This window comes from Delftia deserti (assembly GCF_042653485.1).
Classification (GTDB): Bacteria; Pseudomonadota; Gammaproteobacteria; order Burkholderiales; family Burkholderiaceae_C; genus Comamonas; species Comamonas acidovorans.
The window spans coordinates 6,097,706-6,115,338 of sequence record NZ_JBHSIH010000001.1 but is presented as its reverse complement, the minus strand read 5'-3'; the positions used below and the strand labels follow the sequence as shown (position 1 = coordinate 6,115,338).

The window sequence follows — 17,633 nt, the reverse complement described above, 5'->3', positions numbered from 1 at the left end:
AAAAACTAAAGTACGACCCATGGCAGCACGGCGCTGCCACCCGTTTTCTGTCTTGTGCTTTTTTCAAAGGAAATCGACATGCTTCGCACCACCGTGCTTTCGCTCACCCTGGCCCTGTCGGCCGGCCTGTCCCACGCCCAGGCGCCCGCCCCGCTGCAGATGAAGGTCTACCAGGCCGACGAACACAGCTTTGCCGTGACCTCCACCCTGATCACCGGCGCCAGGGAGGCCGTGGTCGTGGACAGCGGCTTCACCCGCGCCGACGGCCTGCGCATTGCCGCCAATGTGCTGGACAGCGGCAAGCAGCTGACCACCATCCTCATCAGCAATGCCGACCCCGACTACTACTTCGGCGCCGAGGTGCTGAAGAACCTGTTCCCGCAGGCCAAGGTCGTGGCCACGCCCGCCGTGCGCGAGAAGATCGAGTCCAAGCTGCAGGGCAAGCTGGCCTTCTGGGGCCCCAAGATGGGCGCCAACGCCCCCAGCCATCCCGTGCTGCCCGAGGCCCTGCAGGGCAATACGGTGACCGTGGACGGCCAGGCGCTGGAGCTGCGCGGCACCACCGGCCCGCTGGCCCACCGCCCCTATGTCTGGGTGCCTGCGCTGCAGGCCATCGTTGGCAACGTGGGCGTGTTCGGCAACCTGCATGTCTGGACGGCGGACACGCAAAAGAGCGCCGAGCGCAAGGCCTGGCTGGCGCAGCTGGACGAGATGCAGGCCCTCAAGCCCGCCGTCGTCGTGCCCGGCCACATGCAGGCCGGCACCGCCATGGACGCCAGTGCCATCGCCTATACACGCGACTATCTCCAGCGTTTCGAGGCCGCCGCCGCCAAGGCCGCAAACAGTGCCGAGCTGATCGGCGCCATGAAGCAGGCCTACCCGCAGGCCGGCATGGCGCTGTCGCTGGACATTGGCGCCAAGGTGAACAAGGGCGAGATGCCCTGGTAAGCAGGCACTTTCACAAAAATCCTCATGGAACCTGCATGCTGCGGCCTTGATCCAACGAGTTGCCGCCCTCATTCGTCGTGGCGGCAGGAGGTGCAGCCATGAAATACATGAAGCATTGGCAGGACCCGATCAATGTCCTGCTGGGAGCCTGGTTGGCGGTCTCGCCCTGGGTGCTCGGGTTCCAGGACCAGATGGCGCCCACGGCCAATGGCGTGGTCATCGGCCTGGCGCTGATTGCCGCTGCGCTGGGGGCCATCTTCATGCCCCGCGCGTGGGAGGAATGGACCGAAGGCCTGCTGGGACTGTGGATGGTGATCTCGCCCTGGGCGCTGGGCTATGCGGGCCAGATGGATGCCATGCGCAATGCCGTGGTGTCCGGCGTGGTGGTCATGGTGCTGGCGCTGTGGGTGCTGATGACCGACAAGGACTACATGAGCTGGCGCAGCAGCCACTCCGCCCACTGATGCGCTGAAGCGCCGATACAAAGCAAGCAAAGCGGCCCGCAGGCCTCCGTGGTCTGCGGGCCGCTGTTTCTTTGAGGCCGTCGATCGATCAGACCACGACGGGCTCGGGCTCCAGGCGGATGCCGAATCGCTCGTAGACGCTGGTCTGTATCGCGCCGGCCAGCGTCATGACCTCGCCGCCGGTGACGCTGCGGTCCATGCTGTGCCGGTCGCCCCGGTTGACCAGCACCAGGGCCTGCTTGTCATACACCCCGGCGCGGCCCATGGATTTGCCCTTCCAGCCACAGGCATCGATCAGCCAGCCGGCGGCCAGCTTGATGGAGCCGTCGTCCATGGGGTAGTGCACGATCTTGGGCTCGCGCGCAATGATGTCGGCGCACTGCTCGGGCGTCACCGTCGGGTTCTTGAAGAAGCTGCCGGCGTTGCCGATCTGCTCCGGGTCGGGCAGCTTGGCGCGGCGGATCTCGCAGACCCAGTCGAAGATCTGGCGGGCCGTGGGCTCGGCCACGCCGGCCTCGGCCTGGCGGCGCTGCAGGTCCAGGTAGCCCAGGCCGGGCTTCCAGTCCTTGGGCAGGGCCAGGCGCACGCGCGTGATCACGGCGCGGCCCTTGAGGCCCATGCCGCGCGGCGGCACGCCGCTCATGCGTGCCCGCGCCACGGGCGTGGGCTCGGCCGGGGCGTGCTTGAACACCGAGTCGCGGTAGCCGAAGGCGCATTGCGCGGCATCCAGAGTGAAGGACTCGCCCGTGGCCAAGTCGATGGCATCCAGCGACTCGAACCGGTCCTGCAGCTCCAGCCCGTAGGCGCCGATGTTCTGCACCGGCGATGCGCCCACGGTGCCGGGAATCAGCGCCATGTTCTCCAGGCCGCCATAGCCCTGCGACAGGGTCCAGGCCACCAGGTCGTGCCAGCGCTCGCCGGCACCGGCCTCGACGATCCAGTGGCGCTCGGTCTCGCGCAGCAGGCGCATGCCCGCTATCTCCATCTTGAGGACCACGGGATCGACATCGCCCGTGATCACCACGTTGCTGCCGCCGCCCAGCACGAACACGGGCTGGCGGCCCCACAGCGGATCGGCCAGGAAATGGCGCACATCCTCGTCGCTGCGCACACGCACCAGGGTGTGGGCACGGGCGGCGATGCCGAAGCTGTTGCAATGCTGCAGCGGAACATTTTTCTCGACTAACATCAGCCGGATTGTCGCACCGCGTCACCACGCCTTCGGCACCGTGCCCGCATCGCCCGGTCCCGCGCTGCGATACTTTTTCAGAACATTTACAGGAAATATTTGCCATGCCTTCTTTTGACACCGTGTGCGAAGCCGACTTCGTCGAAGTGAAGAACGCCGTGGAGAACACCGCCAAGGAAATCGGCACCCGCTTCGACTTCAAGGGCACCTCGGCCGCCATCGAACTCAAGGACAAGGAAATCACGCTGTTCGGCGACGCCGACTTCCAGCTGCAGCAGGTCGAGGACATCCTGCGCAACAAGCTGACCAAGCGCAGCGTGGACGTGCGCTTCCTGGACATCCAGAAGGCCCAGAAGATCGGCGGCGACAAGCTCAAGCAGACCATCAAGGTCAAGAACGGCATCGAGGCCGAGCTGGGCAAGAAGCTGCAAAAGCTGATCAAGGACAGCAAGCTCAAGGTGCAGGCCGCCATCCAGGGCGACGCCGTGCGCGTCACGGGCGCCAAGCGCGACGACCTGCAGGCGGCCATGGCCCTGATCCGCAAGGACCTGGCCGACCATCCCCTGTCCTTCAACAACTTTCGCGACTGATCACCCGGCATCCGCCCCTGCACCACAATCCCCATGCGCCACCTGCGTGCCGTACTTCTGAGCCTGGCCGGCGTGTCCGTGCTGGCTCCGCCACCGGCAACAGCGCAGTCCGTGGCGCTCAGCGGCGTGCTGGGCAGCAAGGCCCTGCTGGTCATCGACGGCGGCACGCCACGCGCTCTGGCGGCCGGCGACAGCCTGCAGGACGTGCGCGTGCTGCAGGTATCGGGCGACACGGCCGAGGTGGAAATCAAGGGCCGCCGCCAGACATTGCGCCTGGGCGAAGCGCCCATCAGCCTGGGCGGCCGGGGCGCGGCGGCGGGCGATCCCGCGCTTGGCCGGCGCGTGGTGCTCAAGGCCGACAACCGGGGCCATTTCATCGAACGCGGCCAGATCAATGGCAAGACCATGGTCTACATGGTGGACACGGGCGCCAGCTCGGTCGCCATAGGCCGGTCCGACGCCGAACGCATGGGCCTGCCCTTTCTCAAGGGCCAGCCCGTGATGATGCGCACCGCCAACGGCGATGCCCAGGGCTGGCGCCTGCGGCTGGACTCGGTGCGCGTGGGCGATGTCGAGGTCTTTGGCGTGGACGCCGTGGTCGCCCCTCTTGCCATGCCCTATGTGCTGCTGGGCAACAGCTTTCTGGCCCACGTACAGATGACCCGCCAGGGCAGCGAGATGGTGCTGGAGCGGCGCTGATGCAGCCTGCACGCGCCCCGCTGTCCGCACCCTGCCACCGATGAGCCGACGCCCCGACGATTCCTACGAAGACCTGCTGGGCCTGTGGTCCGACCTGGAGGCCGCGCTGTCCGTGCTGCTGTCCGCGCCGCTGCAGGTGCAGGGCTTCCTGGTCAAGCTGCAGCAGATCGACCTGTGGCTGCAGGAGTTGATCGCCCACGACAGCGATGCCGCGCTGTACCTGATGTTCCAGCGCGCCTGCTCCTCCACCGTGGGCTACAGCGCCTCCCATGCCCTGGTCTGCGCCTGCCTGTGCCATGTGCTGGCGCGCGAGCTGCGCCTGGACGAGGTCGAGCACCGCACCCTGGTGCGCGGCGCGCTGACCATGAACATGGGCATGAACGCGCTGCAGGACGAACTGGCGCTGCAGCGCGAGCCGCTGACCCCCGCCCAGCAGCAGGCCGTGCAGCGCCATCCGCTGCAAAGCCAGGCCCTGCTGGCGCGCCTGTTCGTGAACGACGCGCTGTGGCTGGAGCTGGTGGCCCGCCACCATGAAGCCGTACCCCAGCAGCCCTTGGCCACATTGCCCACGGTGCAGCGCCTGGTGCGCATCCTGGGCACGGTGGACCGCTACGCGGCCCTGATCAGCCCGCGCAAGTCACGCGAAGGCCGCAGCGCCGCCGAATCGCTGCGCGCACTCACCCAGCAGCAGCGCTACTCCGACGAGGTGGGCTTTGCGCTGGTACGCGCCGTGGGCCTGTGCCCACCGGGCACCTACGTGCGGCTGGACAACGGCGACATCGCCGTGGTGCTGCGCCGTGGCGAGCCGCCGCAGCCGCCGCTGGTGGCCAGCGTGATCGGCGCCGATGGTGCCAGCCTCTACCCGCCCGTCATCCATGAAGGCGAGGACGGCCCCCGCATCCGCTCGGCACTGGCGCGCGCCGCCATCACGCTGGAGCTGGACCCGCGCACGCTGGCGCAGCTGGGCGTGCTGGCCGCACGCGGCAGCCAGTCGCTGTACCGCATGGTGCAGGTGCCCGGGCCTGTCTGAACAATGTGACGCCCGAAGCGCGCGACGCCGGCGCGCTGACCCGTTTCAGGTCCGCATGCCGGCCCACAGGCCCGCATGGTGGCCGCGCGTGAAGGCCTCTTCCAGCACCGAGTAGCCGGCCCAGTCGGAATGCGCGAACCACAGGCGGCGCGTGCCCGGCGTGGGCAGCAGGGCCACGCGCTCGCCGGCGCACAGCGCGCTGCGGCCCCGGTGGTGCGACTGCAGCGCCACCTGGCTGAGCACTTGCTGGTCGCCAGGCCGGGGAATGGCCATGGCGTGGCCGTAGCGCGTGATCTCCATGCGCGTGGCCTTGTACGGCAGATCGGGGTGTGGCCCGAGCAGGCTGCGCACGATGCGCTCCCGCCAGAAGCTGAAAGGCTGGCCCAGCAGTTGCGCGCGCCCGTCAGGCCAGTCGCCCAGCGCCTGGTAGTAGCTGAGCACCGTGGGCCGGGGCGTGAGCCGATCCAGGCGCTGGTGGCCGGCATCGACATAGCCCAGACCGCCCGCATTCGGATCGGCAAAGAGCACGTTGTCCCAGGCAGGATCGGCGCCGGGCCGGTCGGCCAGCGGCTGCTGCAGATGGATGTTGGCCACCAGCCAGGGCGCCCAGTCCAGCCGGCCCGCCACCGCGCGCAGGAAATCCGGCGCATCGCGCACCACGCGTGCCGCGATGAAGCTGGGCAGGGCCACGACGCAGCGCGCGGCCAGCCAGCGCTCGTGCTGCTGGCGGCCATGGTGGTAGACGTCGATTTCCACACCGTCGGCACCTTCGGCGATGGATAGCACGCTGCAATCCGTCTGCAGGTCGGTGGAGCCCAGCCCGGCCACCAGTTGCTGCGACAGCCAGCCATTGCCCTGGGGCCAGGTCAGCACGGCATCACCCGCTTCTTCGGCCGTGCGCTCGTCCTGGCGGCGCGGGGCCGAAAAGCCATGGCGGCTAGCGAAATAGTGAATGCCGGCCCAGGCCGACACCCGCGCCAGGCCCGCGCCAAAGTCGTCGCGGCAGCAGTACTCCAGATACCAGATCAGCTGCGCATCATCGATGCCCTGGCTGATCAGCCAGGCCTGCATGGTCTGGCCGTCCAGCGCGGCATGCGCGGCGGGCAGCCGGCCCTCGCGCTGCCAGACACGGATGGACGGCATGGCAAAGACCGCCCTCTCCATCTCCTGGGCCACGCTGCGCGCAAAGAGTTCGTACTGCTCCAGCGTGCGCGGCGCCACGCCATCGACGGGCAGCAGGCCCTCATGCCAGGCGCCCTGCCAGAACAGGCGCTCCTGCGGGCTGTGGCACAGATGGCGCTCGTCGTACTGCCAGCGGCCCGCGCGGCGCTGGCGCAGGCCCAGGGCCTCCAGCCAGTCCTGCACCTCGGCCGCATCGTCGCCGGGCAGGGGCAGATAGTGGGCACCCAGCGGACAGGGCAGGCCCGCAATGCTGCCGCCCTGGCTGTTGCCGCCCATGGCCTGCTGCGTGTCCAGCAGGGCCACGCCCTGCACACCCGCCAGCTCCAGTGCGCGCGCGGCGGCCAGGCCTGCCATGCCGCCGCCGGCAATCACCACCTTGGCATGGTGCACCATGGCCGGCGGCGGCAGCGCCAGGCCCTGGGCCAGGCGCTGCCAGAACGCGCGCAAGGCATGGCCGCGCTCCAGCGCCACGCCGCTGAATCCGCCGGGCAGGTCCTCAAGCCGCGGTGGCGTTGGCGTGCAGCCGGGCAGGCCCAGGCCCAGGGCCGCGCCGCCGGCCATGCCCTGCAGCCATTGGCGCCGGCTCCACAGGGGCGAGAGGCCGGTGCTCAACGCTCCACCCTGCCCCATTCGCGCTCGTAGGTATTGACCAGCACCTGGTTGGACAGGCGGTTGACCTCGGCCGGCACACGCGCCATGTCCAGCGGGAAGTCGAACATCAGCGCCATGGTCTGCGCGCTCAGAAAGCGCAGGCCCGCAGGCAGGGCATCGGGCTCGCGCCAAGGCCGGTGGCTGGCGATGACGAAGCCCCATTCGCCAAAGCTGGGCACATGGGCGTGGTAGGGCGTGGCCTGCAGGCCGATGGATTCGATGGTCTGCACCACGGTCCAGTAGCTCCTGCGTGCGATCAGGGGCGAGGTGGTCTGCACCACGGCGTAGCCGCTGGCCGCCAGGCGCTTGTCCAGCAAGGCATAGAAGCTGTTGGTGAACAGCTTGCCGATGGCGAAATTGGTCGGGTCGGGGAAATCGACGATGACCACGTCGAAGGTCTCCCCGCCCTGCTGCAGCCAGTGGAAGGCATCGGTATTGAGGATGTGCACGCGCGCATCGCTGAGCGCTTCGCCATTGAGCCGGCGCAGCATGGCGTTGTCCTTGAACAGGTCGGTCATGGCCGGGTCCAGCTCCACCAGGGTGACCGACTCCACCGAGGGGTACTTGAGCACCTCGCGCACGGCCATGCCGTCGCCGCCGCCCAGCACGGCCACGCGCTTGGGCGCGCCATGCGCGGCCATCACGGGGTGGACCAGGGCCTCGTGGTAGCGGTACTCGTCGCTTTGGGCGAACTGCAGGTTGCCGTTGAGGTACAGCCGCGCGCCCTGGCGCCCCTGCGTCACCACGATGCGCTGGTAGGGCGAGCTGCTGGAGAGCACGATGCGGTCCTGGTAGAAATGGTCGTCGGCCAGGCGCGTCAGATGGTCGGCGCCCCAGATGCCCGTGCCCAGCAGGGCCAGCACGGCCGCGCAGGCCAGGGCATGGGCGCGCGGGCGCCGCAGCTCATGCCGAAACAGCAGCAGTGCCCAGACCGCCACCGCCGCATTCATGAAGCCGAACAGCAGCCCCGTGCGCACCAGGCCCAGCTTGGGCACCAGCAGCAGCGGAAATGCCAGCGACACGGCCAGCGCGCCCAGGTAGTCGAAGGTCAGCACCTGGGACACCAGGTCCTTGAGCGTCACATTGCGCTTGAGGATGCGCATCACCAGCGGAATCTCCAGCCCCACCAGGGTGCCCACCACCAGCACCATGCCGTACAGCAGGAACCGGAACGCGCCGGGCGCGTAGGCATTGGCAATGAACAGCGTGGCCGGCAACGCGCCGCCCACCAGGGCCACCATCAGCTCGATGCGCAGAAAGTGCGCGGGCAGATGGTCCTCGAAATAGCGCGAAAGCCATGAGCCTATGCCCATGGCGAACAGGTAGCTGCCGATGATGGTGGAGAACTGCAGGACCGAATCGCCCAGCAGATAGGAAGCCAGCGCACCCGCAGCCAGTTCGTAAAGCAGGCCGCAGGCCGCGATCACGAAGACGCTGACCAGCAGGGCGATGTCGATGGGACGCGCCGGCTGCGCGCCGGCAAGAGGGGCTGAGGTTTGCACGGCCGGTATTGTGCGCGATGCGCCCCTTCCCGCGTGCAACGGACACCGTGCAAAGCGGGAAGGAGCGCAGCGCCTCGGGCGCCGCCGTCAGAACTGGTAGTTGGCGCTGACCAGAACGCTGCGCGGTGCGCCTGGCATGGAGCTGGAGCGCCAGTACTGCTTGTCGAACAGGTTGGACAGCGCCACGGTCACCGTCCAGGCGTCCTGGCGCCAGCCCACCAGCGCATCCCAGCGCGTGTAGCCGGGCAGGAGGGCCGTGTTGGCGGCGTTGGTGAAGCGGCTGCCCGTGTAGGTCACGCCGACTTCGCCATACCAGGGGCCCTTGGGCGCATAGCGCAGGAACAGATTGCCGTTGCGCTTGGCCGTGTCACGCAGGTACAGGCCCACGTTGGCGGGGTTTTGCGCGTCTTCAGCCACCTTGGCCTGCATGAAGGCCACGCCGCCGCGCACATACCAGGAACTGGCCACGCGGCCAGCCGCGCTGAACTCGATGCCGCGCGAACGGTCCTTGCCCCGGATGGCCCAGGTGTAGGGATCGTTCTCGGGATCGGGGCGGTAGCGGATGTTGTACTTCTCCAGCTGGTAGACGGAGACCTGGGTGGACAGCGCACCGCCGAGCCAGTCGCTCTTGACGCCGACCTCGGACTGGCGCGAGTACTGGGGCTCGTCGTCCAGCACCGCGCCCACGGCGGTATCCACGGTCAGGATGCCGCGACCGCCATAGGGCGAGTAGCTCTTGTTCCAGGACGCATAGAAGCTGTGCTCACGCACCGGCTGCCACACCACGCCCACGCGCGGGCTGAAGCCGTTGCCGTCGGTCTTGCGCGTGAGATTGGCGATCCTGTTGGTGCTCTGGAAGTCGTAGCTGTCGTAGCGCAGGCCCAGCAGCAGCTTCCACTGCTCGGTCAGGCTGACCAGGTCCTGCATGTACAGCGCCTGGCCCTTGCCCTTGTGATAGTTGTCCTGGGTCGGATTGCCCTGCACCGGACGGCTGGGCCAGACTATGGGCTGCAACGGATCGTAGGAGAACGTGCTGCCGGGCTGGCCGATGCGCGGCGCGCGCTCTTCCTCGCTGGCCTCCAGGCCCACCAGCAGGTCGTGCTTGATGCTGCCCGTGCTGAACTTGCCCGTCAGGTCCAGCGTGTTGGACAGCGTGGTGTTGCGGGTCTGCTGCCAAGCGTAGTTGGGCGTGATCTTGCCGGTCGCGGCGCGGTAGGTACCAGCGAAGTAGTGGTCGAAGTCCTGGCTGGCCTCGCGCTTGCTGGCCACCCAGCGCAGGTTCCATCGGTTGTTGAAGTCGTAGGACAGGTCGGAGCGCAGCACGCGCAGGCGATCTTCCACGTAGTCGCCCGGTGCCGCGAAGCCCTTGCGGATGGAAACGCCGGCTGGCAACTGGTCATAGACCGGGCCGCGATCGGGCACGCGCCAGACGTTGTCATAGGTGTACTGGCCGGTCCAGCGCCACCCCGTGCGGGTGTCCACCAGGATGCTGGGCGAGACCATCTCGTTGCGGTTGCGTATGCCTTCGCGGAAGCTGTGGGCCTGCTCGCGGTCGGCCGTCAGGCGCACGGCCACGTTCTCGTTGAGCACGCGGTTGATGTCGATGGTGCCGCCCACGTTGTCCCAGGAGCCGCCGCGCAGCGTGATGCTGCTCTTGGCGTCGAAGCGCGCCTGCTTGCTCACCATGTTGACCACGCCGCCGCCCGCGCTGCGGCCGTAAAGCACCGAGGCCGGTCCCTTGAGGATCTCGATGCGCTCCACATTGGCCGTGCTGCGGCGCACCTGGCCGCTTTCGCGCACGCCGTCGCGGTAGATGTCGCTCTCGTCGGCCTTGAAGCCGCGGATGTACACGCCCTCGCCACGCATGTCGTAGCTGGTGTTCACGCCCGGCACGCCGTCCAGCATGGTGGCCAGGTCGTTGATGCCGTAGCTCTTGTATTTGTTGACCTCCAGCGTATCGATGGTCTGCGGGATGTCCTTGGGCGCCAGATAGGTCTTGGTCGCCGTGGTCACGCCTTCGGGGCGCACGTCGTCAGGGTCGTACTGGGAGGCGTTGACCTGCAGCGTGGGCAAGGTGTGTGCCTGTTGTGCCTGTTGCGCCTGTTGCGCCGCAGCTGGATCGGCCTCCTGGGCGTGCACTGCGCCGGCCAGCGCAGTGGTGATGATGCCAGCGGTCACACCCGCTGAAAGCCTTGGCCTGCGGGCAGCTTGATGGTCGGTCATGGAACCCCCTCTCTTCGAATGAAGGGGCAATTTTATTGATAATGCAAACGCATATCATTTGCAAGCTCATTATCAACAATGAATTTGTTGCAGCACAGCAACGCCGCAATGCGCAGCGCAGCCGCACCTGGCCAGGCGGGCTGCGTGGCAGCAGGAAAGGGGATATGCGGGGCCGGACGGCCTCGCTCAGTGGATGGCGGCAGCGACGATGATGCTGATGCCCAGGCACATGGCGGCCACCACCATGGCCAGCGCCTTGTTGTGCTTCTCCACGATCTCGGCCCACATGTCCACGGGCGTGATCTTGTCGATGATGATGAAGCACAGCCAGAACACCACCACGCCCACCAGCGCATAGAGGATCGAGCCGAAGAAGGCGGCGGGGTTGAACCAGTCGAAGTTCATGATCAGTTTCTCCGTTGTTTACTTGTGGCTGCCGCCCGAGGTGTAGCCACCCCAGGAGCCGCCGCTGCTGCGGGTGTAGCTGTTGCAGTTGGGATCGGTGTTCGGGTCGCAGTTCGGGCGCGACATGCAGCCGCGCAGCATGACGAACACCAGCCACAGGATGACCACGCCGATGACGATGGTCCACAGGCCGAAGCGGCTGCCCGACATCACGCCGACCTGCGAGCGGTCCCGCAGCTGCTTGAGGCCGAAGGCCGTGGCCAGCGTGGTGGCCGAGACGGCGCTGCCATGCGACCAGGTGGTCTCGCCGTTCTCGGTCTCGCTGGCCAGAAAGGCCTTGTTCTGCGCGCCTGCGCTCACATAGTCCACATTGCGCGTGGTCTGGCCGCGCTGCACGGGCCAGTAGAACTCGCCCAGCGCATAGGTGGTCTCGGCGGTGTAGCGCGATTCAAGCTGGTACTGCCGGCCCATGTACTTGGCCGTGCTGCGGTTCTTGGAGAGCTTGGGCACGCCCGTGGTCACGCGGGCCATGCTCCAGCCATCGGAGGAATCGACCAGGAAGGCGAAGCCGGCCTTCTGGCTGAACAGCAGGTATTCCTCCCAGCCAAAGCTCTCATCGTCGCCAGGCTCCTGGCCCATGCGGTGCTGAAAGCCCACCACCTGCCACTGCAGGCCTTCCAATGCGCCCTTGCTGCCCAGCGGGATGGCGGGGCGCACGGGCTCGTTCTGTTCCGCATAGGACAGCTCCTTGCCAATGCCCTGGCTCAGGTCCACCAGCGATCCGCAACTGGGGCAGCTCAGGCTCTTGGTGGTGGAAAAGCGCACAGGCACCACGGCGCCGCACTTGGGGCAGTTGAAGTGCCGGCCCTGTTCGCCCTTGAGCGAGGCGCCGTCGCGCAGGCCCTGCAGCCTGAGGTCGTCCAGCACCACGCGTTCGCCCAGGCTCAACGCAGGCGGCTGGGCCGAGAAGTCCACGGACAGGACCTGGCCCTGCTCGCTGCGCAGCTCCACCAGCCGGTACGGCGTGCCGGGCTCGGGCAGCTGCGCCAGCTCGCCCTGGGCCGATACCAGCCGCGCGTTCTGCACGCTGCTGACCGTGAAGCTCTTGCCGCCCAGCACGTGCTGCGAGCCCAGCAGCCAGTCGGAGGCCTTGAACGGCCCGTTGCGCAGGACCTCGGCCTGCCAGGGCCAGGACCAGACGAACTGGCCGTTGTCCTCGCTCAGAAAGCCCAGCGCACCATCGCTGAACGCGGCCACCCATTCGCTCCAGGCGCCCGCCTCGCTCTTGAGTTGCAGCCGCCCGACCAGGGTGAAGTGCTCGGGCTTGCCGTTGCGCAGCATCTGGCCCGTGGCGCCGATGCGCAGGGGGCTGTAGTCCTCGAAGACCTCGGCCATGGAGCCGCGGCGCTGCAGCACATCGCCCTGGCGCACCACGGTGCTGCGGCAGAACTCGCAGACGGCGTAGCTGGCCTGGGCGCTGGAAAATTCAACGGGCGCGCCGCAGCCGGGGCAAGGTGCGCGGTAGACGCGCTGCGATGGACTCGATGCCATGTGGGAAGGTCGTCAGTGGTGAGAGGGCCTGGAGCGCGGCTGGCCGGCCACGCCATTCACGCAAGCTGCGCCCGTGGAGCGCAGCGCGGTGGCGGCGGTCAATGCGGCTTGCCTTTGGCCGTGCCGGGCTTGGCAGCGGCGGCTGCCGGGTCGGCCTTCTTGCTGCCCAGCCTGGATTCCTTGCCAGCCATCAGGCGCTGGATGTTCTCGCGGTGGCGCCAGATCAGCAGGGCCGCCATGGCGACGATGGCGGCGGCAATCGGCGTCTCGGCATACCAGACCACGCCACTGCACAGGAGGTAGTAGACGGGGGCGAACACCGAGGCCACCAGGGCCGCCAGCGAGGAATAGCGGAAGAACACGGCAATGATCAGCCAGGTCAGCGCCACCGCCAGGCCCAGCCAGACGCTGATGCCCAGCAGCACGCCCAGGGCCGTGGCCACGCCCTTGCCGCCCTTGAAGCGGAAGAACACCGGGTACAGGTGGCCCAGGAAGGCGGCCAGCGCCACCATGCCCACCGTGCCGTCGCCCAGGCCGAAGCGGCTGCCGAACCACTGCACCAGGGCCACGGGCAGCCAGCCCTTGGCGGCGTCCAGCAGCAGGGTCACGGCTGCGGCCGCCTTGCTGCCGGAACGCAGCACATTGGTGGCACCGGGGTTGCCGCTGCCATAGGTACGCGGATCATTCAGGCCCATGGCCCGGCTGACGATGACGGCGAACGACAGCGAGCCGATCAGGTAGGCCGCCACGGTGGCGAGAAGGGGGTAGAGCGCGTTCAATTGAAGTCCTTGGCCGGTCTGTGGAGCGCCGGCGCGCGATCCGGCCGGCCGCAATGGCCCGCCCTCCCTGATCGCCGACACATGTTTTTCATCAGGACCTGCGCGAACCCGTGGGGGGCGGTGGCCGCCTTCCCGTGTGCGCAAGTCCTGTTCATTTCTTCAGGGCATCTATTCTGCCAGCGCGCAGTGCACGGGCCGTGCATCCAGCAGCTGCACGCAGACCTGCGGGTCCAGCTGCACCAGAAAGCCCCGGCGCCCGCCGTTGATGGCGATGCGCGGCAGCGCCAGGATGCTCTCTTCGATATAGACCGGCATGTCGCGGCGCGTGCCGAAGGGCGAGGTGCCGCCGACCAGGTAGCCGCTGTGGCGGTTGGCGACTTCGGGCTTGCAGGGCTCCACGCTCTTGGCGCCGATCTGCCGCGCCAGGTTCTTGGTGGAGACCTTGCAGTCGCCGTGCATGAGCACGATCAGCGGCCTGGCGTCCTGGTCCTGCATCACCAGGGTCTTGACCACCATGTGCTCGTCCAGGCCCAGGCTGGCCGCGCTGTGCTCGGTGCCGCCGTGTTCCAGGTACTCATAGGGGTGCTCGGTGAACTCCACCTTGTGGGCGCGCAGCAGCTGCGTGGCCGGTGTCTCGCTGACATGAGAGTTTTTCTTGGACATGAATTTTTTATCGTTTTACAATAATTTTTTATCGATTCATCAATACAAGGCTGTGCCATGAACTATACGCCCCACGCCGCGGGCAACGCCCTGAGGCGCCACTCCCAGGCGGCGCGCATCCTGATTGCGCTCGGTGCCGTCGCGCTGCTGGCCCTGCCGGCAGCCGCCCTGCTGTCGCCGCAAGATCTTTCGGGCCAGGCGGAAGGCCTGCTGGGCATGCCGCCCGGCCAGCCGCTGGACATGGCTGCGCGCTGGCGCACCGCACTGGTCAGCCTGCTGCCCGTGGGCTGCGGCCTGTATGCGCTGCGCCAGTTGTGGACACTGTTCGGCGAGTATCTGCAGGGCCGTGTCTTCGGCCAGCAGGCGCAGCACGCCCTGATGCGCTTTGCCTGGACGGTGCTGGCGGGCGCGCTGGCCCTGCCCTTCACGCGCGCGCTGATGTCGGTGGCGGCCAGCATGGGCAATCCGCCAGGGCAGCGCTTCGTCACGCTGGGCCTGTACTGGCACGATGGCCTGCTGGTCCTGCTCGGCGTGGTGCTGGTCTCCATCGCCCATGTGATGCTGCAGGCGCGGCGCATCGCCGACGAGAACGCGGGATTCGTCTGAGCATGCCCATCATCGTCCACCTCGATGTGATGCTGGCGCGCCGCAAGATGCGCTCGCGCGAACTGGCCGAGATGGTCGGCATCACCGAACAGAATATTTCCCTGCTCAAGAGCGGCAAGGTGCGCGGCGTGCGCTTCGACACGCTGGAGCGCATCTGCGAGGCGCTCCAGTGCCAGCCCGGCGACCTGCTGGAATGGGTGGCAGGGCCCGAGGCTTGAGCAGCGGACGCCTGCGGCTGATCGCGGGCCTGCTGCTGTCGCTGCTGCTGCATGGGGTGCTGCTGTGGCAGGGTCTGGCCCCGGACATTGCGCGGCCCGGCACCGGGCAGGCCGAGGCGCACCGCCTTCAGGTCGTCTGGGTCGAGACGCCGACTTCGACGCCGACGCCGGCCCCCTCTCCTGCTCCAGCGGCTGCCCGGCCCGCACCGGCGCCCGCGCCCGCGCCCGCGCCCGCGTCCGTGCCCAAGCCTGCGCGGCGGCCGGACACCGCCGCCGTCGCACCGCCTTCAAGGCAAGGCGCAGGGGCTGCAAAGGCCACGGAGCAGGCCGCGACAACCGCCGCGCCGCAAGCGCCTGTGCCCGCCGACACCGAAGCCGCCCCGGACACGGCGCGCAGCGCCAGGGCCATGGGCCGCCTGCTGGACTCGGCCGCAGGCCGCGAGGCCGTGCAGTCGGCGGCCCGGCAAGGCCTGGTCAGGCCCCAGATCCATGCGCAGCGCGAGGACCCGCTGGCCAGCGGCATGCGCGAGGCCGCGCAGGGCGACTGCATGAAGGGCGAGTTCAAGGGCGGCGGCATGGGCCTGCTGAGCCTGCCCATGCTGGCGGCCGCTGCGCTCAAGGGCGAGTGCAGCCGCTGAAGGCGCAGGGCCTAGGCCTATTGCGCAGGGTCGCGCACTTCCCAGCGGATGGCGTCGATGGCCGACAGCAGTTCGGGCGACAGTTGCGTGCCCCAGGCGTTCAGGTCCTCATCGAGCTGGGCCACCGAGGTCACGCCGATGATGGTGCTGGCCACCTGCCACTTGGTGTAGCAAAACGCCAGCGCCAGCTGCGTGGGCGTCATGCCGTGCTCGCGCGCCAGCGCGTTGTAGCGGCGCGCGGCGGCCAGGGCTTCGGGCCGGCCCCAGCGCTGCTTGCGCACCGATTCGTAGCGCGCAATGCGTGCAGCCTGCGGCGCAGCGGGATCGGTGGGCGCATGCACGTCGAACTTGCCCGTGAGCAGGCCGAAGGCCAGCGGCGAATAGGCCAGCAGCGAGACACCCAGGCGGTGGCAGCTTTCGTCCATGCCGTTTTCCCAGCTGCGGTTGAGCAGGCAGTAGGCGTTCTGCACCGAGGCCACGCGCGGCAGGCCGTGCTGCTCGGCCAGGCGCACGAATTCGTGCACGCCCCAGGGCGTTTCGTTGGACAGGCCGATGTGGCGCACCTTGCCTTCCCGGACCAGGCGGCCCAGCGCCTCGAGCTGCTCGTGGATGCCGGTCTGCGAGCTTTCCCTGGACGGGTCGTAGTACAGCTGGCCGAAGGCCGGCACGTTGCGCTCGGGCCAGTGGATCTGGTAGAGGTCGATCACGTCCGTGCCCAGGCGGCGCAGGCTGCCTTCGCAGGAGGCGGCGATGTCGGCCGCCGTCATGCCCTTGCCCTCGCGCACCCAGGGCATGCCCCGCGAAGGACCGGCCACCTTGGTGGCCAGCACCACCTTGGCACGCGCGCCGGGGCGCTGGGCGAACCAGCGGCCGATGATGGTCTCGGTGGCGCCGCAGGTTTCGGCGCGTGCGGGCACGGCATACATCTCGGCCGTGTCGAAGAAGTCCACGCCGCGCTCCAGCGCGCGGTCCATGATGGCAAAGGCCTCGGCCTCGCCGACCTGCTCGCCGAACGTCATGGTGCCCAGGCAGATGGGGCTGACTTGCAATGCGCTTTTACCGAGCGCCACCGGTTGCATCGAGGGGGAATTCATGGGCACCGAGTGTAGGGCCGCCCGTGTTTACCCTGACGACAGCGCGCCCACCCGGCCAGGGCCGGGCGGGCGCGCTGCGTCCGTCGGGATCAGGCGCCCTGCGGTGCCTCGGTCTGCAGCACGCCGCGGTTGATCTGGTCGCGCTCCATGGACTCGAACAGCGCCTTGAAGTTGCCTTCGCCAAAGCCCTCGCGGTAGTTGCCCTTGCGCTCGATGAACTCGAAGAACACGGGGCCCAGCATGGGCTGGGAGAAGATCTGCAGCAGCAGGCGCGGCTGGCCGCCCTCGGTCGTGCCGTCCAGCAGGATGCCGCGTGCCTGCAGCTCGCCCACGGGCTGGCCGTGGCCGGGCAGGCGGCCTTCCAGGTTCTGGTAGTAGATGTCGTTGGGTGCGGTCAGCAGCGGAATGCCGGCCATCTGCAGCTGGTCGATGGAGTCCAGCAGGTTGTCCGTCAGCAGCGCGATGTGCTGGATGCCCTCGCCGTTGAACTGCATGAGGAACTCCTCGATCTGGCCGCCGCCCTGGCGCGATTCCTCGTTCAGCGGAATGCGGATCAGGCCGTCGGGCGCCGTCATGGCCTTGGAGGCCAGGCCCGTGTACTCGCCCGAGATGTCGAAGTAGCGGATCTCGCGGAAATTGAACAGCTTGCTGTAGAAGTCCGCCCAGTAGGTCATGCGGCCGCGGTAGACGTTGTGCGTCAGATGGTCCACCACATGGAAGCCGTGACCCTTGGGGTTGCGGTCCACGCCGGGCAGGAACTCGAAGTCGATGTCGTAGATGGACTTGCCTTCGTCGAAGCGGTCGATCAGGTACAGCGGCGCGCCGCCGATGCCCTTGATGGCCGGCAGGCGCAATTCCATGGGACCCGTGGGGATCTCCACCGGCTGCGCGCCCAGTTCCAGCGCGCGCTTGTAGGCCTGGTGCGCGTCCTTGACGCGGAAGGCCAGGCCGCAGGCCGAGGCGCCATGCTCGGCCGCGAAATAGGCGGCCTGCCCCGGCTCATTGTTGATGATGAAGTTGATGCCTCCCTGGCGGTACAGCAGCACGTTCTTGGAACGGTGCTTGGCCACCAGGGTGAAGCCCAGCTTCTCGAACAGCGGCTCCAGCACGCCGGGCGCGGGCGACGCGAATTCCACGAATTCGAAGCCCATCAGGCCCATCGGGTTGTCGAACAGGTCTGCCATGGTTGGTTCTCCTTGAA

Annotated in this window: 18 protein-coding genes; 8 read left to right on the top strand and 10 right to left on the bottom strand. The window is 68.0% G+C overall.

Annotation, left to right across the window (positions count from 1 at the left end):
• Positions 1-78 precede the first annotated feature (78 nt).
• Entirely contained in the window at positions 79-948 is an 870-nt protein-coding gene (locus ACFPFG_RS28845; protein ID WP_380109354.1) for an MBL fold metallo-hydrolase, read from the top strand.
• Between the two features lie 98 nt (positions 949-1,046).
• Positions 1,047-1,412 (top strand): SPW repeat protein, encoded by a 366-nt coding sequence (locus ACFPFG_RS28840; RefSeq protein WP_197955786.1) that lies wholly within the window; start codon positions 1,047-1,049, stop codon positions 1,410-1,412.
• Between the two features lie 88 nt (positions 1,413-1,500).
• On the opposite strand, the gene murB is transcribed toward ACFPFG_RS28840, so the two are convergent.
• Complete coding sequence (gene murB / locus ACFPFG_RS28835) at positions 1,501-2,601, bottom strand: UDP-N-acetylmuramate dehydrogenase (protein WP_183021659.1); 1,101 nt, start codon at positions 2,599-2,601, stop codon at positions 1,501-1,503.
• A 104-nt stretch (positions 2,602-2,705) separates the two neighbouring features.
• Between murB and ACFPFG_RS28830 the strand changes: the two genes are divergently transcribed.
• Genes ACFPFG_RS28830 through ACFPFG_RS28820 form a run of 3 tightly spaced genes read left to right on the top strand, consistent with a single transcriptional unit; the run spans position 2,706 to position 4,920 of the window.
• Positions 2,706-3,191, top strand: coding sequence for a YajQ family cyclic di-GMP-binding protein (locus tag ACFPFG_RS28830; protein WP_012206580.1), 486 nt, complete (start codon positions 2,706-2,708; stop codon positions 3,189-3,191).
• 33 nt (positions 3,192-3,224) lie between these two features.
• The gene (locus tag ACFPFG_RS28825) at positions 3,225-3,890 is read left to right on the top strand and encodes a retropepsin-like aspartic protease family protein (protein ID WP_183021660.1); all 666 of its coding nucleotides are present in this window, start codon (positions 3,225-3,227) and stop codon (positions 3,888-3,890) included.
• A gap of 40 nt (positions 3,891-3,930) precedes the next feature.
• Complete coding sequence (locus ACFPFG_RS28820) at positions 3,931-4,920, top strand: HD-GYP domain-containing protein (protein WP_380109351.1); 990 nt, start codon at positions 3,931-3,933, stop codon at positions 4,918-4,920.
• Positions 4,921-4,965: 45 nt separating this feature from the next.
• Here the strand turns inward: ACFPFG_RS28820 and ACFPFG_RS28815 are convergent, their stop codons facing one another.
• The 7 genes from ACFPFG_RS28815 to ybaK form a co-directional block, all read right to left on the bottom strand.
• Positions 4,966-6,732 (bottom strand): FAD-dependent oxidoreductase, encoded by a 1,767-nt coding sequence (locus tag ACFPFG_RS28815; protein WP_380109349.1) that lies wholly within the window; start codon positions 6,730-6,732, stop codon positions 4,966-4,968.
• On the bottom strand, positions 6,711-8,255 hold the full coding sequence (locus ACFPFG_RS28810; RefSeq protein WP_197955782.1) for a polyamine aminopropyltransferase: 1,545 nt from the start codon (positions 8,253-8,255) through the stop codon (positions 6,711-6,713). The genes ACFPFG_RS28815 and ACFPFG_RS28810 overlap by 22 nt, the downstream gene beginning before the upstream one ends.
• Before the next feature lie 87 nt (positions 8,256-8,342).
• A complete protein-coding gene (locus ACFPFG_RS28805) occupies positions 8,343-10,478 on the bottom strand; it encodes a TonB-dependent receptor (RefSeq protein ID WP_197955781.1) in 2,136 nt (711 codons plus the stop codon).
• 186 nt (positions 10,479-10,664) lie between these two features.
• A complete protein-coding gene (locus ACFPFG_RS28800; RefSeq protein WP_013801574.1) occupies positions 10,665-10,883 on the bottom strand; it encodes a DUF350 domain-containing protein in 219 nt (72 codons plus the stop codon).
• Between the two features lie 18 nt (positions 10,884-10,901).
• Complete coding sequence (locus ACFPFG_RS28795; protein WP_380109346.1) at positions 10,902-12,434, bottom strand: DUF4178 domain-containing protein; 1,533 nt, start codon at positions 12,432-12,434, stop codon at positions 10,902-10,904.
• 98 nt (positions 12,435-12,532) lie between these two features.
• Entirely contained in the window at positions 12,533-13,213 is a 681-nt protein-coding gene (plsY, locus tag ACFPFG_RS28790; protein WP_380109344.1) for a glycerol-3-phosphate 1-O-acyltransferase PlsY, read from the bottom strand.
• A 168-nt stretch (positions 13,214-13,381) separates the two neighbouring features.
• On the bottom strand, positions 13,382-13,876 hold the full coding sequence (gene ybaK / locus ACFPFG_RS28785; protein WP_012206589.1) for a Cys-tRNA(Pro) deacylase: 495 nt from the start codon (positions 13,874-13,876) through the stop codon (positions 13,382-13,384).
• A gap of 57 nt (positions 13,877-13,933) precedes the next feature.
• On the opposite strand from ybaK, the gene ACFPFG_RS28780 reads away from it, so the two are divergent.
• From ACFPFG_RS28780 to ACFPFG_RS28770, 3 genes are read left to right on the top strand one after another with little or no spacing between them, the layout of a single operon-like run.
• Positions 13,934-14,482 (top strand): DUF2975 domain-containing protein, encoded by a 549-nt coding sequence (locus ACFPFG_RS28780; protein ID WP_013801571.1) that lies wholly within the window; start codon positions 13,934-13,936, stop codon positions 14,480-14,482.
• A gap of 2 nt (positions 14,483-14,484) precedes the next feature.
• Positions 14,485-14,700, top strand: coding sequence for a helix-turn-helix domain-containing protein (locus ACFPFG_RS28775; RefSeq protein ID WP_013801570.1), 216 nt, complete (start codon positions 14,485-14,487; stop codon positions 14,698-14,700).
• Positions 14,697-15,338, top strand: a complete 642-nt coding sequence (locus tag ACFPFG_RS28770) for a hypothetical protein (RefSeq protein ID WP_380109341.1) — start codon at positions 14,697-14,699, stop codon at positions 15,336-15,338. The genes ACFPFG_RS28775 and ACFPFG_RS28770 overlap by 4 nt, the downstream gene beginning before the upstream one ends.
• A 17-nt stretch (positions 15,339-15,355) precedes the next feature.
• Here ACFPFG_RS28770 and ACFPFG_RS28765 read toward each other — a convergent pair whose 3' ends face one another.
• Together ACFPFG_RS28765 and hppD are read right to left on the bottom strand one after the other, a co-directional pair.
• On the bottom strand, positions 15,356-16,417 hold the full coding sequence (locus ACFPFG_RS28765) for an aldo/keto reductase (protein ID WP_380110350.1): 1,062 nt from the start codon (positions 16,415-16,417) through the stop codon (positions 15,356-15,358).
• A 104-nt stretch (positions 16,418-16,521) separates the two neighbouring features.
• Positions 16,522-17,616 (bottom strand): 4-hydroxyphenylpyruvate dioxygenase, encoded by a 1,095-nt coding sequence (hppD, locus tag ACFPFG_RS28760; protein WP_013801567.1) that lies wholly within the window; start codon positions 17,614-17,616, stop codon positions 16,522-16,524.
• Positions 17,617-17,633 lie beyond the last annotated feature (17 nt).

What these genes read in the sequence shown, in the direction of transcription:
- ACFPFG_RS28845 (WP_380109354.1), top strand. Translation starts at nt 79, where the DNA reads ATGCTTCGCACCACCGTGCTTTCGCTCACCCTGGCCCTGTCGGCCGGC.
- ACFPFG_RS28840 (WP_197955786.1), top strand. Translation starts at nt 1,047, where the DNA reads ATGAAATACATGAAGCATTGGCAGGACCCGATCAATGTCCTGCTGGGA.
- murB (WP_183021659.1), bottom strand. Translation starts at nt 2,601, where the DNA reads ATGTTAGTCGAGAAAAATGTTCCGCTGCAGCATTGCAACAGCTTCGGC.
- ACFPFG_RS28830 (WP_012206580.1), top strand. Translation starts at nt 2,706, where the DNA reads ATGCCTTCTTTTGACACCGTGTGCGAAGCCGACTTCGTCGAAGTGAAG.
- ACFPFG_RS28825 (WP_183021660.1), top strand. Translation starts at nt 3,225, where the DNA reads ATGCGCCACCTGCGTGCCGTACTTCTGAGCCTGGCCGGCGTGTCCGTG.
- ACFPFG_RS28820 (WP_380109351.1), top strand. Translation starts at nt 3,931, where the DNA reads ATGAGCCGACGCCCCGACGATTCCTACGAAGACCTGCTGGGCCTGTGG.
- ACFPFG_RS28815 (WP_380109349.1), bottom strand. Translation starts at nt 6,732, where the DNA reads ATGGGGCAGGGTGGAGCGTTGAGCACCGGCCTCTCGCCCCTGTGGAGC.
- ACFPFG_RS28805 (WP_197955781.1), bottom strand. Translation starts at nt 10,478, where the DNA reads ATGACCGACCATCAAGCTGCCCGCAGGCCAAGGCTTTCAGCGGGTGTG.
- ACFPFG_RS28800 (WP_013801574.1), bottom strand. Translation starts at nt 10,883, where the DNA reads ATGAACTTCGACTGGTTCAACCCCGCCGCCTTCTTCGGCTCGATCCTC.
- ACFPFG_RS28795 (WP_380109346.1), bottom strand. Translation starts at nt 12,434, where the DNA reads ATGGCATCGAGTCCATCGCAGCGCGTCTACCGCGCACCTTGCCCCGGC.
- ybaK (WP_012206589.1), bottom strand. Translation starts at nt 13,876, where the DNA reads ATGTCCAAGAAAAACTCTCATGTCAGCGAGACACCGGCCACGCAGCTG.
- ACFPFG_RS28780 (WP_013801571.1), top strand. Translation starts at nt 13,934, where the DNA reads ATGAACTATACGCCCCACGCCGCGGGCAACGCCCTGAGGCGCCACTCC.
- ACFPFG_RS28775 (WP_013801570.1), top strand. Translation starts at nt 14,485, where the DNA reads ATGCCCATCATCGTCCACCTCGATGTGATGCTGGCGCGCCGCAAGATG.
- ACFPFG_RS28765 (WP_380110350.1), bottom strand. Translation starts at nt 16,417, where the DNA reads ATGCAACCGGTGGCGCTCGGTAAAAGCGCATTGCAAGTCAGCCCCATC.
- hppD (WP_013801567.1), bottom strand. Translation starts at nt 17,616, where the DNA reads ATGGCAGACCTGTTCGACAACCCGATGGGCCTGATGGGCTTCGAATTC.